Consider the following 16,629-nt stretch of genomic DNA (forward strand, 5'->3'; position numbering starts at 1 on the left):
AGTATCAAGTAGGAGGAATAATAATATGGGAAAAGAAGTGTTAAGAGTAAGTAATATAGAAAAATATTATGGAAGAAAAGGGAATATAACTAAAGCTATTAATAACATTAGTTTTTCAGTAGAAGAAGGAGAATTTATTGGTGTAATGGGGGCATCTGGAAGCGGTAAGACTACACTATTAAATTGTATATCAACTATAGATAAAGTGACTAGTGGACATATTCATATATCGGGAAATGATATTACAAAATTAAATTCAAAAAAGGTAGCAAAATTTAGAAGGGAGGAACTAGGATTTATTTTTCAAGACTTTAATCTTCTAGATACTTTAACTGCTTATGAAAATATAGCATTAGCTTTGACTATATTAAAGATAAATCATAAAGAAATAGATAAAAGAGTTAAGGATATAGCAAGAAAATTAAATATAGAGGAAATTTTAAATAAATATCCATATGAAATGTCAGGAGGACAAAAACAAAGAGTTGCATCTGCTAGAGCAATAATAACAAGCCCTTCATTAATATTAGCAGATGAACCAACAGGAGCATTAGATTCTAAATCAGCTAAAATGTTATTAGAAAGTATGGAAGAGTTAAATGAAAATTTAAATGCAACTATTATGATGGTTACACATGATGCTTTTTCTGCAAGCTATGCAAGGAGAATTTTGTTTATTAAAGATGGCAAGATATTTAATGAGTTAGTTCGTGGAAATGATTCAAGAAAAGAGTTCTTTGAAAAGATAATTGAAGTTATAACACTTCTTGGAGGTGACCAAAATAATGTATTCTAAGTTAGCTTTTAGAAATTTAAAAAGAAGCTTTAAAGATTATACTATTTATTTTCTAACATTAGTATTTGGTGTATGTATATTTTATACTTTTAATTCAATACAATCTCAAAGTATTATGATGGAATTAAATGATATGCAAGCATCTGCCTTTGAGCAAGTAGAAAATATAATGGGGTATGCTTCAATATTTGTATCTTTCATATTAGCATTCTTAATAATATATGCAAACAATTATTTAATAAAAAGAAGAAAAAAAGAGTTTGGAATATATATGACTTTAGGAATGGAAAAGGGAAATTTATCAAAAATAATTTTTATAGAAACCTTATTAGTAGGAATAATATCTTTAGCTATTGGACTAGGTTTAGGAATATTATTATCACAAGGACTGTCAGTATTAACAGCTAAAATGTTTCAAGTTAATCTTATAAAATTTAAGTTTATATTTTCATATAATTCAATGATAAAAACTATAGTCTGCTTTGGAGCTATTTATTTACTGGTTCTAATGTTTAACTCTATGTCTATAAGAAAAATTAGCCTTATTGATTTATTAACATCATCAAGAAAAAATGAAGCTATAAAAGTAAGGAATGTTTGGGTTTCAGTAATAATATTTATTATAAGCTGTATTATGCTAGGATATGCTTATCATACTGTTCTTAATGGGGGAGTAGCCACTTTAGAAATGAGTATTAATGGGTTAAGTATATTATTAGGTTCTGTAGGAACATTCTTATTTTTCTTTTCATTATCGGGTTTTTTATTAAAGCTTGTTCAAGCTAATAAAAAATACTATTTAAAAGATTTAAATATGTTTGTATTAAGGCAAATAAATAGTAAAATAAACACAGTATTTATATCAATGTCTTTTATATGCTTAATGCTGTTTGTTGGAATTTGTATGCTTTCAGGTGGACTTGGAATTAGTAGTGCAATGAATGAAGATATAAAGGATCTAACAGAATATGATTTAACCTTTTGGAATTTTGAAGGGATGGATATAGAAAAAGTTTTAAAAGAAAATGAAGTAGATTTAAGTAAATATTCTGATGAGTATGTTAGTTATATAAATTATAATGGTAATCTTAAATATAATGATATTTTATCAGAAGAGGGAAGAGAAGAACTTAAAGATTACTATCCTGTTTCAGTTAATCAGCCAGTTCAAATAATAGGGTTATCAAAGTTTAATGAAATTATGAATATGGCAAATAGAGAAAGGATAAGTTTAAGAGATAATGAATATGCAATATTTACAGATATAGATGATTCAGTAAAAGTATTAGATAAAGTTTTAAGAGATAATAAGGAAATAAATATAAATGGGACTATCCTTAAACCAAGTGTAGAGAAGGTTATAGAAATTGTAGCTTATGATAATATGATGAAAAGTAATATATGTACTATTGTAGTTGACGATAGTCTTATAAGTGGATTAGTACCTAAAAACTCATTTTTAAACTTAAATTATAAAGATGGAAATAGTGATATTCAAAATCTAATTAGTTCTGAAGTAGACCCTATAATAGAAAGCAAATATAAAACTTTGTATTATATGTCTAAGGAAGAAATATTAGCTGATACATCAAGTGCAGGAGCTATAATAGCTTATCTAGGAATTTATATTGGGGGAATATTCTTGCTAATATCAGCAGCAGTATTAGCTCTTCAACAATTATCTGAATCAACAGATAATATTGAAAGATATAAATTACTTAGAAAAATAGGTGTAGATGATGAGATTATTAATAGATCCTTATTAAGTCAAATAGGAATATATTTTATGATGCCTTTATCATTAGCACTAATACATTCCATTGTTGGATTAGAGTTTTCTAAAAGGATAATAACAGTATTTGGTAGTGTTAGCATAATGAATAATATATTAATATCTTTATGTGTATTGCTAGTAATATATGGAGGATATTTTATTGCAACGTATATTGGAGCAAAGAAAAATATAAATCAAAGAATATAATAATTATTATTAAGTAATAGTTTCTTAAAAGTGCCTACTTGTAAATTTTAAAAAAGTATTTATAGTAAAGTTATAGGAAAAGATAAAAATATAGTTCGAAAATAAATATATTTTAAAAATAATGGGAGGCAAATTAAGTGAAAATAAAATTAAGTGCATTAGATCAATCTCCTATTGGAGAAAATTCAAATGCAAAAGAAGCATTAAAAAATACAATAACCTTAGCTAAGGAATTAGAAAAGCTAGGATATCATAGATTTTGGGTATCAGAACATCATGATACAAAGAGTTTAGCTGGATCTAGTCCAGAAATTCTTATATCTAGTATTGCTGCTCAAACACAAAAAATTAGAGTTGGTTCAGGTGGTGTTATGCTACCACATTATAGTCCATATAAAGTTGCAGAAAATTTTAAGCTTTTAGAAGCATTATATCCAAATAGAATAGATTTAGGTTTAGGTAGAGCACCAGGAGGAATGCCTTTAGTAAGTAGGGCTATGCAGCAAGGGAAAAATATTTATTCTGATGATTATGCAGATAAGGTATTAGATTTAGTAGGATATATTTATGATATGATGCCAGAAAATCATGCATTTAAGGATTTAAAAGCTACACCTATTATAGATACAGTTCCTGAAATTCATATTTTAGGTTCAAGTGGAGGTAGTGCGGGATTGGCTGCTCAAATTGGAGCTTCATATGCATATGCTCAATTTATTACAGGTGGAATGGGAGTTAGTTCAGTTAATTGGTATAGAGATAACTTTAAAAATTCAATAATTTCATCTGCACCTAATACAATAATATGTAGTTTTGCAATTTGTGCTGAAACTGAAGAGGAGGTAAATAGGCAAGCGTCTATTATGGACTTAGCTTTAGTTCTCGTAGAAACTGGTAGAACTCAAGGAATACCTTCTTTAGATACAGCTTTATCTTATAAATATTCTGATACAGAAATGCAAATTGTAAAAAGAAACAGAAAAAGGATGTTAATAGGAACACCAGATAAAATAAAAGAACAAATATTAAATATGAGTGAAATATATAAAACAGATGAGTTTATGCTTATAAATTTAAATACAGATTTAAATTCTAAGATAAATTCGTATAAGTTAATAATAGAAGCTTTTAAATAAAAATAGAATAATTTAAGAAGTAATGTAGTTTGATTTATTTAAACCCCATTACTTCTTTTTTTATCTTATTTATTTTTATGGTAGTATATAATATATAAGGAAAAAATAATAATATAAATAATAAGTACTATTAAATTTAGAGTAAAAATAATAATATTTGGAGGAGGACTTATATGAAAATATTAATTACTAATGATGATGGAATAAATGCTAGAGGAATAATTGCTTTAGCAAAAGAAATATCAAAAAATCATGAAATTATAGTAGTTGCACCTAGAGAGCAAAAAAGTGCTTCTAGCCATTCTATATCAATTCATAATCCCATTAGAATAAGAGAAGAAAAATTAGATGAAAATTTTAAAGCATATAGTTTAGTAGGGACACCAGCTGACTGTACTCAAGCGGGTTTATCTTTGCTTGGAGGAGATATAGATATAGTTATTTCAGGAATTAATAGAGGCTTGAATTGTGGAACAGATATTTTATATTCAGGTACAGTATCAGCAGCAGTAGAAGGAGCAATATATAGTGTGCCTTCAATTGCTATTTCTATGGATGTAGATTGGAGCAAAGAAGATGAAGATTATTCTAAAGCTGCTAAATGGATAAGCAAAATATTAGATGTAGCAGAAAAAGATTATTTGAAAGAAAATGTAGTTTTAAATGTTAATGTTCCTAATATAAATGAAGAAGATATTAAGGGATTAAAAGTTTGCAGATTAGGAAAATCCACATACAAAACAAATTATATTTTAGTAGAGGAAAATGAAGATAAGGTTTATGTAACTAAAGGTACTAGAAATGATATTTTAGAAGATGATTCTGATTTATATTTCTTATCACAAGGCTATGTAACATTAACACCACTACATTTTGATTTTACAAACTTTAAAATATTAGATGAAGTAAAAGATATATTTGAAGATAAGGTGATGTAAGGGTGGAAGAAGAAAAAATAAAAGATATATTACTTCAAAGAAAGAATATGAAATTTAGATTAATCATTCAAGGAATTATCATAGGATTAATTACAGGTGGAGTAATTGTATTGAATAGATTAGGCATAAATAAACTCTATTCAGTTTTTATTAAATTTTATGCTTGGGGAAATAAAGGAATAGTAAATGCTATTTTAGTAATAATAGCTTTAGCTCTCATAGGATTACTAGTAGGACTTATGGTTAAGAGAGAAGGTATGATTTCAGGTAGTGGTATTCCACAGGTAAAGGGTAGAGTTATAAATAAGCTTAAAATGAACTGGTTAAGAATACTAATTTATAAGTTTCTAGGTGGATTATTAGCTCTATCAGCTGGTTTATCTCTTGGTAGAGAAGGTCCATCAGTACAAATTGGTGCTTCTATAGGAGAAGGAGTTGCAGAGAAAACGTACAAAAAAATGCCTGTTAAAAAAGAGTTTTTAATAACAGCTGGAGCATCTGCTGGGCTTTCTGCTGCGTTTAACTCTCCTTTATCAGGAATTATATTTGCATTAGAAGAAATTCATAGAAATTTCTCACCACTAGTTTTATTACCAGCTATGGCAGCTGCTATAAGTGCTGATTTTATATCAAAAAACTTTTTAGGGATGGAGCCAGCATTAAATTTTAGTGAAATGAATGCAATACCTTTAAAATATTATTGGATACTAATAATATTAGGAGTATTTACAGGTATATTAGGTGTTTTATTTTCAAAAGGAATATATTTATTTCAAGATATATATTCTAAGTTAAAAAAGGTACCTCAGGAAGTTAAAGTTATGATACCTTTTGTAATAACAGCTATTGTAGGTTTAATAGCACCTATGTTATTGGGTGGCGGACATGAACTTATATTAGAGTTAACAGAAGGAGGGCAGTCAATTTTATTTTTAATTATAATATATATTTTAAAATTTCTTTTATTATTAGTTTGCTTTGGCTCAGGAGTACCAGGAGGTATATTTCTTCCTATGCTGCTTTTAGGAGCAATCATAGGGGATGTTTTTGGAGTTCTATCAATAGAATTATTAGACGTTAATAGTTCATTTATAATTAATTTTATAGCATTAGGTATGGCTGGATACTTTGTATCAGTAGTAAAAGCTCCGGTAACAGGAATTGTTCTTATAATGGAAATGACAGGTTCATTTAGTCATTTACTTTCATTATCAGTTGTAGTAATAATATCATTTATTACTTCAGAATTATTAAGGAATGAGCCGATATATGAAGTCTTATTAGAAAGGTTACTTAAGAGGGTTGGAGTAAGCAAAGAAGTAAATGATAATAAGAAGGCTATATTAGAGTTTGTAGTTGAAATGGAAAGTATAGTAGAAGGAAAATTTATAAGCGAAGTCGACTGGCCTAAGGATTGTTTACTTGTTTCTATAAAAAGAGGTGATAAGGAGATAATTCCAAGGGGATCTGTAAAATTAATAAGTGGTGACTATATAGTAGTTTTAGTAAATATAGATAAACGGGCTATGGTAATAGAGGAGATTAACAGTTTGACCTTAGTATAGTAAGAAAAGTGAAAAGGGAATAGTGAAAAAGTGAAAGAGTTGAGGAAAAAAATCCTTTAAGGATTTTTTAATAGAAAGTGATTGACACTTATGTATTTTAATTTGCGTAGCAAAACAACCTCAATTCTTTCATTTCTTAATTTTTTCATTCTTTCTCTAATAAATTGTTTTAAAATTTATTGATTTTTCTTAGCTTCTCGAACTTTTAATAACTCCTCTTTATTATTTTCCATATAACTCAAAATTGCTTCATTTATAGCTTTTGCACAAGCATCTTGTCCTCTATTTGATTTAAGATATCTTTCATCGGCGTAATTACTTAAAAAACCAAGTTCTATTAATGCTGGAATACTTGAGTTAAGCTCTAAAACAGCAAGAGCGTCATCTTTATTTTTATAAGTTTTTAGCCCTCTATCATCTGTATATTTCAATTTTAATAAAGAATTTTGTATAGCTAGTGCTAAGTCTTTGCTAGCTTCACTGGAAGGTTTATACCAAGATTCCAATCCTTTAGCATCTAAATCATCATAATTACTATTACAATGTAATGATATAAATAAATCTGCATCAAATACTTCAGGTATCTTAATTCTTTCTTTTAAACTATCATTAGCTGTTTCAAGCCATGGAAGTGAATCGTTAGTTCGCGTATAGATAATTTTTACTCCATTAGATTCTAATAATTTACCAAGCTTTAAAGATATATTTAATACTATATCTTTTTCAAGAACTCCAGTAGTTCCCTTTGTTCCTACATCCCAATCACCATGACCTGGGTCTATACAAACTATAAATTCATCTTCATTAGAAGATGTAGTTGTTACTTTTTTGTTGACATAATTATTACTGTTGTTAAATTTATTATTTAATAATAAAATGAATGATAGGGAAAAAAAGGCACTTAATACAAGAGAAATACGTAATATTAATTTTATTTTTCTCTTTCGTTTATAGAGAAGTTTTCTTTTGTATGCGATATCGAATTTTTGATTTTCCATAATACATACCTCTTATTAAAGTATAATAATTTATTTTTAGAGCTTCTTTTAATAAATTGTCTATTAGCTATAAAAAGTTTTTCTTAGATGAAATTTATACAGCAACTTATATAATAGTATTATACTTTACATAATAACAATTGTAAATAAATGGAATAAAATAAGTAGAAGTTACTTGGTTGATAATATAAGAATATTAATATAAACTATACTATAAGGGGAGGGAGTTTCATGCCAAAAATATTACAAAATCCAAGAGAAACAATATTAAAAGAAGCTTATACACTTTTAAAAGATCAAGGGTATAGCAACTTTAGTATGAGAGAATTAGCCAATAGAAGTGGAATAGCTTTAGGAACAGTTTATAATTATTTTGAAAATAAGATGGCATTAGTTGGTGAAATATTTAATAATAAATGGATAGAAATACTAGATGAATTAAAAGAAGTTAAAGAAAAAGAAATATCATTTGAAGAAAAAATAAAGTTAATATATTTAGGTATAGAAAAGTTTTTAATATATCATAAAGAAGTATTTTTTGAACTAACTAAAAGTGAAAAGAAAACAGAAAGTAAAAAATCTCATGGATGTAAGAGATATGATGTTTTAGATCCTTTATATATAATTGTAGATGAAATAATAGATCTACATAAAGAAAATAAAGATATAACTATCGATATAGAGACTAGAAAATTAACTTCATTCTTAATAAGTAATATGATTACAATAACAATGAAAAATAAAGAATTTTCAATTGATGATTTAATTTATATAGTTACAAATAAATTATAAAAGGAGCAAGCTTGAGGCTATGAATTTATTAAATAAATTAGAAAGAAAGTTTGGAAAATTTTATATTAGAAATTTAATGCTTATTATTGTAGTAGGAAATGCTTTTGTATTTGCTCTTACAATGATGAATGGATGGGATCTCACTTTAATTAATAATATTTTATTAAATCCACAAAGAGTAATGCAAGGAGAAGTGTGGAGACTTATAACATTTATATTTGTTCCAGAAGTAGGTAGTATAATTTCTTTACTGTTTTCATTATATTTTTACTATTTAGCAGGGACGGGTCTTGAACATGAATGGGGCGGATTTAAACTAAATGTATATTATCTTGTAGGGATGATTGCTACTATAGTAGTATCATTATTAACAGGACTTCCAGCAACAGGGGCCTTTATTAATCTTTCCTTATTCTTAGCATTTGCTAGAATTTATCCTGATTTTCAAATATTATTATTTTATATAATACCAATAAAAGTTAAATATCTAGCAATATTCAACTGGATTATAATAGGTTTTAATTTTATTACAGCAGGATCATTAAGAGGTATGATATTAGTATTAATTCCAGTTATTAATTACTTAATATTCTTTGGAAGAGATATAGTAGCAGGAACAAAGAGTGGAGCAGTAAATTATCATAGAAATCAAAAATTTAAATCTCAAGTAAAACAAAGAGAAATTCTTCATAAATGTGTAGTATGTGGAATAACTGAAAAAGATGATCCAAGTATGGAATTCAGATATTGTTCAAAATGTTCAGGAAAGCAGTGCTATTGCATAAATCATATAAGAGATCATGAACATAAATAAAATGATTTAAAGGTAAGGGTATTTTAATATACTTTTACCTTTTTTATTTATAAATTAAGATGCAATTTTTTTATTACCATTTAATTAACAATAATTATTAAATAATAGTAATAGTAATTATCGGTTAAATATAGTATAATATAAGTAATATAGGGAATACACATTAATTGGGAAAAATTGATTTTAATTAAATTGATCTTAAGAGATAAGGAAGGAAAAGGCATGGAAAATAATGATTTAAAAAAGATATATGATAACCCTTTATATATAAGATATATAAAAAATCCAAGTGTAGAATTAATACTGGAAGCTGTTAAAAAGAACGGGTTAGCAATAAGATATATAGAAAACCCAACAAATGAAATGAAAGAAACAGCAATTAAGAATAATCCACTTGCAGTTGAATATATAGAAGAACTAAGTGAAGAAAATGCAATACTAGCAGTTAGATTATTATGGAATTCACTTAAATATATAAAGAATCCTAGTGAAAAGGTAAAATTTGAAGCAATTAATGCAAAAGGATGGGCTATTCAATTTATTGCTGATCCAAGTGAAGAAGTACAAATAAAAGCTGTATCTAAAGATTATGATGCAATAAAATATATAAAAAGCCCTTCTGCTAAGGTTCAAATTGAAGCAATTAAAAAATATTGGGCAGCAATAAAATTTATAGATAATCCTACTTTAGAAGCTAGAAGAGAAGCTATTAAAGGAAATGAAGAGGCTATTAACTATATTGATTTTAATTTAGATGAATTAAGAATATTAATTGGAGATAATATAAAAATCGTAAAATACGTTTATGATTCTATAGATGTAGATTTTGTAGTTAATGTTGTAATAGAGAAAGTAAAGGAAGACCTTATAGATGAAAGTTATATTAAAGACTTTCTAGAACTTGAAATTTTAGAAATGGACAAAGTTAATTTTATAAGAGAATATGGAAGTAAAAAGGCTAAAATTTTATTAGTAGATTATAAACTTTCAAGATAAGGCAAAAAGAGGTGATAATATGAAATTTTCAGAAGCTATAAGTACTATAGAATTAGTTTTAGAATCAGGAAGTGTTCCATTAATAATAGGAGAAGCTGGAATAGGTAAAACTTCATTAGTAAAAAGAATATGTAAAAGTGATAATTATTATTTAGTTAATATAGATGCTAACCTTTTAAAAGAAGGTGAAATAGGTGGATTACCAGTAGTTGAAAATGGAAGAACAAAATATGCAACTCATTATAAGCTTATTGAAATGGAAGAAGCTATAGAAAATAAGAATTATGATGGAGTGTTATTATTTATAGATGAGTTAAATAGATGTGAGCATGCAGTTCAACAAGAACTTATGAATTTAATTTTAAATAGAGAAATAAATGGATATAAGTTAGCGGGCAATGTTAAGATAGTGGCTGCTATGAATCCTTCTAATAAATATGATGGTTTTGAAGACAGTGATTATCAAGTTGTTGATATGGATAAAGCTCAAGAAGATAGATTTGTATGGATAGAATTAGACTCGGATATAAAGGAATGGATTAAATGGGCAATGAGTGATGATGGGAACATTAATGATCATATAATTGAGTTTTTATCAACATTCCCAGAATATTTAAGTACTCCAAATTCTAAAGAAACTATAAAAGCAACTCCAAGAAGTTGGGAAAGGGTTGCTAAGGCATATAATATTTATGTGGAAAACGGTAATAATTACTCTGTAGATATATTTTATAATGTTGTAAAAGGTAATTTAGGAGTGAGTATTGCTACAGATTTTATTAATTACATTAAGAATATAAAGAATCCATTAATTAAACCAGAAGATTTATTCTCATACATTATTTTACCTATAGAATTAAAAGATGAAATAAGAAAAGAAAGCCATTCGAGGTTATATATTTTAGCTAAGAATTCCTTAAGATACTTAGAAGAAAATAATACAGAAAATAATAGAAAACTATTTGGAGATCTATTAACTTGTTATCCAAGGGATTTAAGACTTGGTATAATGAAGGAAGTTAAAAGTGATTCTAGTAAAGTTTTATATAATGATTTATTAAATGAAGATACATTCTTAGATGCATTCTTTAATATTTTTGAATAAGGAATGATGATATATGTTATTTGAAGATAAGCGTAACAGTTTGTTAAAGCAAGCTTTAGATATAAAGGAAAATGCTAGAATAGATAGTAATTTTGAAAGAGAATTCTTTTCTTTGGTAGAATCAGTTGTTATAGGAATGCTAGAAGGTGAGGATAGCTTTTTTGGTCAATTCTTAGTAAAAATAGAAAGAAATATAAGATTTAATATTACATGGCCATTAGCTACTATTCCCAAAATGCAAGGCTTTAAAATGTATTTTAATCCAGTACTATTTTTGTTGTGTGATAAAAAAGAAATGCAGGCTCTTTTTAAACATGAAATATATCATATAATGTATGGTCATCATCAAAGAGAAAGAGAGCTAAAAAATAAATATACTACTACAGCTGTTAATTTAGCATTAGATATTTCTATAAATCAATTTATAAAAAATTTACCTACAGATAGTTTTAAGATTGAAACAGTTAATAGGGAATATAATTTAAGTCTTAAAGAAGATAATGCAATTGAAGTATATGCTGAAAAAATTGAAGAAGCAATAAAGTCAAAGTTATCTAAAAGTACAAAAGCTGATAAAAGTGATGTTATTGGAGATATAATAGATATTTCAAAGGCACATGATGTCTGGGAAGAAAGTACTTTAAATTATGATTCAATAAAGGATATGACTAAAAAAGTAGCAATAAGCTCTTTTAAGGGCAAAGCTCCAAAGGATATAGAAGCAATTATTAAATCATATACAGAAAAAGCAGAAATATCATGGCAACAATTATTAAAAAAATTGATACCATCTCTTAGAGCTGGAGAAAAGAAGACAATAACAAGAAGAAATAGAAGGCAGCCAGAAAGGTTGGATATAAGAGGAACTCTTCCCAATAATATTCCAGAGGTTATAGTAGCAATTGATATAAGTGCATCTATGAGTGAAGAAGAAGTTTATAAAGTAATGATTGAAATATTAGAAATAACTAAAACTAGAACTAATAAAATTACTGTAATAGAATGTGATAATGAAATTAGACGTGTATATGAAATGAGGTCTAAGAATGATATTAAGAAAAGGGTATCTAATATTGGATCAACTAGATTTTCACCAGTATTTAAATATATAAGAGATAATAAACTACGAAATCATGTACTTATATATTTTACCGATGGGGTAGGTGAAAAGGAGTTAGAAATTAAGCCTTTAAATCCAAATACAATTTGGGTATTAATAGGAGATGAAGAATTATCTTTATCAAATCCTTATGGACAAATAAAGAGAATAGAAGGTATAGTAGAAAAAGGTGAAGGTGGTACTGCTGGATTAGATATGATTAAGGAGTATCAACAAGAACATGGAAGATACTTTTAAATGAAGAAGTGAAATGTAAAATGAAAATTGTGGAGAATGAAGAGAGACTTACTCCAATTTTCATTTTACATTATTTTGCTTGGCAAAAAGCTCCTAGTACTGGTATTAGTCAATAATTTATGATATAATACAAATTTGTGGGGGTGCATTATGAAATCTTATAAAATAAGTAAAAATAATAGTATTCTTTTGATAGTATTTGTATTGGTTGTAAGCCTTTTGATAAACGTTTACACATCGATAATGAATTCACGTTACAAAGTATTAATAGGAAAAGAAACTTATAAAAGTGTTGAAGAGATAAGAAGTAGAAATGAAGGCGTATTAAATACATTAAATCAATGTATTAAAGCAAGAAGCATTAGTAATGAAGAATTATTAACATTATATAAAAGCTATAGTTCAATATCTGAAGAGTTTACAAGTTTATGGGCAAACTATAGAGATTATGGAAAAGAAGAAATTATATCTATAAAGAAAAAATCAAAGATATCAAAAGAAATACCTAATGAAGTTTATTCTAGAATTGAAAGTTTACTATTTGAATACTTAAGTTTTGAAATGAAAAATCATAATGAGAAGATTATCTTAGACGGTGAAACATTAGATAATTTTGAAGCTATGAGTAATATGGCTACTCAATTAGATGAATTTTATAAAGAATTTAACGAGAATAAATTCAAAAATGTTGATCAAGAAAAGAAGGAATTACTTACAATTAAAAAGGATTACTGGATGGATGTTTTAGAAGGTATAAATTCTATAATGGATCAATATTTAAATTATGAATTTGCTATAAAGAATTAAATTTAAAATACTCTAAAATAGAGTATTTTTTTATTTTAATAAATAAATTAATGAATATAATAGTTAATAAAATATTTAATAAATGTAAATGATATTTCTGATTATTCTAGTAAAGTCATTAATAAATATAATAAAATTAATAAGATTTCTTATTTTAACTAAATTTTAAGTTTATAATATAAAATATGTGATATATTTATAATATAAGAAATAATAAGTAGTATTAGTTAATATAAGTTCCTAATATTTAAGCCACATTTAGTTATAGTAGAAATATAATATAAAATGACTATTTAAGATGGAATACATATATTATAACTATACGATTTTTAGGAGGTTTAATATGAATTTAAATAGAAATGATCAATGTTGGTGTGGGAGTGGTAAAAAATATAAGAAGTGCCATATTGAATTTGATGAAAAACTTGAAAGTTTAAAATTAAAAGGTTATGAAGTTCCAACTAGAGATTTAATAAAAAATAAAGAACAAATAGAAGGAATTAAAGAAAGTGCTAAAATCAATAATGCAGTATTAGATTTAGTACAAGAAAAAATTAAGATTGGGATGAGTACAGAAGAAATAAATAAAATTGTTCATGAACTTACTGTTAATAGTGGAGCAATACCAGCACCATTAAATTATGGAGGATTTCCAAAGAGCGTTTGTGTGTCTATTAATGATGTTGTATGTCATGGTATTCCAAGTGAAGATACTATTTTACAAGATGGTGATATAGTTAATGTAGATGTATCAACTATTTATAATGGATACTATTCTGATGCCTCTAGGATGTATATGATAGGTAATGTAACTGAAGAAGATGCAAAGCTTGTTAGGGTTGCTAAGGAGTGTTTAGATAAGGGGTTTGAGGCTGTTAAGCCATGGGGATTCTTAGGCGATGTAGGAGCAGTGATACAAGAGCATGCGGAAGCAAACGGATTTTCAGTAGTAAGAGCTTTTGGTGGTCATGGAGTAGGTGTTGAGTTTCATGAAGAGCCTTTTGTAGCACACTATGGTAAAAGAGGAGAAGGAATGGTTTTAGTACCAGGAATGATATTTACAATAGAGCCTATGATAAATGAAGGTACTTACGAAGTTTTTGTAGATGAAGATGATGAATGGACAGTTTTAACAGAAGATGGTGGATATTCTGCACAATGGGAATATACTGTATTAGTAACAGAAGATGGGGCTGAAATAATAGCTTGGTAATAATATAATAGAAAAAGCTGTATCAAATAATGATACAGCTTTCTTTATGTTAAAGCATAACAATTTTTAAAATTAAATTAGTGACATCCGCCACCGCAAGATCCACATCCGCCTTCAACTTCGATAACTGGTTTAAGAGATAATCCTCTTCCTTCGTTTTCGTCAGTTGAAAGTAATTTGAATCCGCCGAATTCATCAACTAGTTTTTCTTCTACTACGAAAGTAATATCGTTAACTTTTTGAGTAACGTCTCCTTCTTTTGCTTCATCAACAGATATATTGAAAGCAGGACCACTACATCCAAATCCAGCTAAGTTAATTCTTATACTGTAGTTATCAACTTCATTTTCGTCTAAAAATGATTTAAATTCTTTGTATGCTTCTTCACTTATTAATATTTTATCCATATTATTCACCTTCTATTATTAAATGATAATTTATATCACTAGTATAACATAGTATAATTAAATATCAAGAGTTTTTTAATGCAATATATAGTAAATTTTAATAAATAGTTATTGTCATTACTATATATTGTAAATATAATAATTATTATAAATAATAAAATTATAATAAGTTATAATGATGCGTTAATGTTTTATTAAATATATTATTAATTTATATGAAAAAATTAAATAATTTATTTAAGAGTAAAATATTTGTTATAGAAAATAGAATTTTACATAAAGTAGTATATGTAATTTAATTATTATTCATTCAGAAGGGAAGTATTATTTTGAAGCCATATGACAGAACTTATTTAGTAGACAAGATAAATGAATATAATAACTTGATATCTTTAGGGAAGAGTGGGAGTTTTGAAATAAAAAAAATAAATGAAAAAAAAGATTTTATTAATGGATATATGTATAATAAAAAAGAAAATATAGATTTAAGTATTTTAGAATTACATGGACTCAATAATATATGGATGAAAATTTCTCCATTAGAAATAGAAAGTTCTTATATGTTTATAAAATATGCAACAGGAAAAGTTGGAGTAGTTGGTTTAGGATTAGGATATGTAGTTCAAGAATTAGCTAAAAAAGATGATGTAACTGAAATTATAGTTTATGAAATAGAAAAAGATATAGTAGATTTATATTATACAAATTTTGAAAATAATCCTAAAATAAAAGTAATAAATGAAGATGCTTATAAAGTTACTGGAGAAAGATTTGACTTTTTTTATGTAGATATATATGAGTATAAGCTTACTAAGCAAGTAGTAGATGATTATAATAAATTTAATGAATTACACGATATAAAGGAATATTTATTTTGGGGAGTGGAGCATTTTTTATTAAGTTGCAAATATGAAGAAATAGTATGGGTTTATATACCAGAAATTTGGATGGAAATTAGTAAAAATATATTTATTGCTCTTCAAGATTCAAATCTTTTAGAATATTATAGGCAACTAGATGAAGAATTAGTAAGTAGTGTATTAGCAGAGTTTAAAGCAGTATTAGATTAATTCAGGATAAAATATAGGTGATGAAAATATATATTTTTATATAAATTTGGAAATTAAGGTTTAAGAATATGTTTAATTTAGATGACATAGTTACATTATTTAAAGAATATAGCATGTATTCTATTCCTATATCAATATTGATAAGTACTATAATTGCAATATTGGGAGTAGTACCATCAATATTTGTAACAGGAGCAAATATTATATTTTTTGGTGCCTTTGAAGGGTTTATAATCTCACTAATTGGAGAAGCATTTGGAGGCTATATAAGTTTTATAATATATAGACTAGGATTTAAAAAGGGAGCAGAAAATATTAAAAATAAACATAAATTACTAAAGGCACTAGTTGATTCCGAAGGGAAAAAGGCAGGTATACTTATATTTGAGGGTAGATTAATACCTTTTATACCATCAGGATTTGTGACACTAGCAGCTTCTATTAGCAATGTAAATGGATTTATATTTATAATTGCTACTTTTTTAGGGAAAATACCATCTATAGCACTTGAAGCATTAGTAAGTTATGATTTGATAAATATTGAAGAAAATTTTATTAGACTGATAATAACATTAGTAGCAGTACTCTTATTATATATAACTTTAAAGAAATATAAAAAAGAATAAGATTAAAGGGTAAAGTATTAAAATATAC

Annotated in this window: 16 protein-coding genes; 14 read left to right on the forward strand and 2 right to left on the reverse strand. The window is 26.4% G+C overall.

The window, feature by feature from the left end:
• Positions 1-25: 25 nt before the first annotated feature.
• The 5 genes from J2Z25_RS12780 (at position 26) to J2Z25_RS12800 (ending at position 6,416) form a co-directional block, all read left to right on the forward strand.
• Complete coding sequence (locus J2Z25_RS12780; RefSeq protein WP_209740883.1) at positions 26-796, forward strand: ABC transporter ATP-binding protein; 771 nt, start codon at positions 26-28, stop codon at positions 794-796.
• Positions 786-2,777 carry an ABC transporter permease gene (locus tag J2Z25_RS12785; RefSeq protein ID WP_209740884.1) on the forward strand — a complete coding sequence of 664 codons (1,992 nt, stop codon included), beginning with the start codon at positions 786-788 and terminating at the stop codon, positions 2,775-2,777. Before J2Z25_RS12780 ends, J2Z25_RS12785 begins: the two co-directional genes overlap by 11 nt.
• A gap of 137 nt (positions 2,778-2,914) precedes the next feature.
• On the forward strand, positions 2,915-3,913 hold the full coding sequence (locus tag J2Z25_RS12790) for an LLM class flavin-dependent oxidoreductase (RefSeq protein ID WP_209740885.1): 999 nt from the start codon (positions 2,915-2,917) through the stop codon (positions 3,911-3,913).
• A gap of 173 nt (positions 3,914-4,086) precedes the next feature.
• Positions 4,087-4,851 (forward strand): 5'/3'-nucleotidase SurE, encoded by a 765-nt coding sequence (surE, locus tag J2Z25_RS12795; RefSeq protein WP_209740886.1) that lies wholly within the window; start codon positions 4,087-4,089, stop codon positions 4,849-4,851.
• A gap of 2 nt (positions 4,852-4,853) precedes the next feature.
• A complete protein-coding gene (locus tag J2Z25_RS12800; protein ID WP_425340184.1) occupies positions 4,854-6,416 on the forward strand; it encodes a ClC family H(+)/Cl(-) exchange transporter in 1,563 nt (520 codons plus the stop codon).
• Positions 6,417-6,592: 176 nt separating this feature from the next.
• Here the strand turns inward: J2Z25_RS12800 and J2Z25_RS12805 are convergent, their stop codons facing one another.
• Positions 6,593-7,414 (reverse strand): N-acetylmuramoyl-L-alanine amidase family protein, encoded by an 822-nt coding sequence (locus J2Z25_RS12805; RefSeq protein ID WP_209740887.1) that lies wholly within the window; start codon positions 7,412-7,414, stop codon positions 6,593-6,595.
• A gap of 231 nt (positions 7,415-7,645) precedes the next feature.
• On the opposite strand from J2Z25_RS12805, the gene J2Z25_RS12810 reads away from it, so the two are divergent.
• The 7 genes from J2Z25_RS12810 to J2Z25_RS12840 all read left to right on the forward strand — a co-directional run bounded on the left by J2Z25_RS12810 (position 7,646) and on the right by J2Z25_RS12840 (position 14,498).
• The gene (locus J2Z25_RS12810; RefSeq protein WP_099346849.1) at positions 7,646-8,206 is read left to right on the forward strand and encodes a TetR/AcrR family transcriptional regulator; all 561 of its coding nucleotides are present in this window, start codon (positions 7,646-7,648) and stop codon (positions 8,204-8,206) included.
• A 19-nt stretch (positions 8,207-8,225) separates the two neighbouring features.
• Positions 8,226-9,020 carry a rhomboid family intramembrane serine protease gene (locus J2Z25_RS12815; RefSeq protein ID WP_142691045.1) on the forward strand — a complete coding sequence of 265 codons (795 nt, stop codon included), beginning with the start codon at positions 8,226-8,228 and terminating at the stop codon, positions 9,018-9,020.
• Positions 9,021-9,242: 222 nt separating this feature from the next.
• Positions 9,243-10,016 carry a hypothetical protein gene (locus J2Z25_RS12820; RefSeq protein ID WP_195624127.1) on the forward strand — a complete coding sequence of 258 codons (774 nt, stop codon included), beginning with the start codon at positions 9,243-9,245 and terminating at the stop codon, positions 10,014-10,016.
• Between the two features lie 19 nt (positions 10,017-10,035).
• The gene (locus J2Z25_RS12825; RefSeq protein WP_008677779.1) at positions 10,036-11,121 is read left to right on the forward strand and encodes an AAA family ATPase; all 1,086 of its coding nucleotides are present in this window, start codon (positions 10,036-10,038) and stop codon (positions 11,119-11,121) included.
• Between the two features lie 13 nt (positions 11,122-11,134).
• On the forward strand, positions 11,135-12,478 hold the full coding sequence (locus J2Z25_RS12830; protein WP_209740888.1) for a vWA domain-containing protein: 1,344 nt from the start codon (positions 11,135-11,137) through the stop codon (positions 12,476-12,478).
• A gap of 150 nt (positions 12,479-12,628) precedes the next feature.
• Positions 12,629-13,285, forward strand: coding sequence for a hypothetical protein (locus tag J2Z25_RS12835; RefSeq protein WP_008677783.1), 657 nt, complete (start codon positions 12,629-12,631; stop codon positions 13,283-13,285).
• Positions 13,286-13,628: 343 nt separating this feature from the next.
• Positions 13,629-14,498, forward strand: coding sequence for a methionyl aminopeptidase (locus tag J2Z25_RS12840; RefSeq protein ID WP_209740889.1), 870 nt, complete (start codon positions 13,629-13,631; stop codon positions 14,496-14,498).
• 77 nt (positions 14,499-14,575) lie between these two features.
• Here the strand turns inward: J2Z25_RS12840 and J2Z25_RS12845 are convergent, their stop codons facing one another.
• On the reverse strand, positions 14,576-14,905 hold the full coding sequence (locus J2Z25_RS12845) for a HesB-like protein (protein ID WP_008677786.1): 330 nt from the start codon (positions 14,903-14,905) through the stop codon (positions 14,576-14,578).
• A 329-nt stretch (positions 14,906-15,234) separates the two neighbouring features.
• On the opposite strand from J2Z25_RS12845, the gene J2Z25_RS12850 reads away from it, so the two are divergent.
• A complete protein-coding gene (locus J2Z25_RS12850) occupies positions 15,235-15,975 on the forward strand; it encodes a hypothetical protein (RefSeq protein ID WP_209740890.1) in 741 nt (246 codons plus the stop codon).
• Positions 15,976-16,043: 68 nt separating this feature from the next.
• Positions 16,044-16,601, forward strand: a complete 558-nt coding sequence (locus J2Z25_RS12855) for a TVP38/TMEM64 family protein (protein WP_097034067.1) — start codon at positions 16,044-16,046, stop codon at positions 16,599-16,601.
• Positions 16,602-16,629: the final 28 nt, after the last annotated feature.

Source organism: Clostridium tertium (assembly GCF_017873245.1).
In the GTDB taxonomy this organism is placed as follows: domain Bacteria; phylum Bacillota; class Clostridia; order Clostridiales; family Clostridiaceae; genus Clostridium; species Clostridium tertium.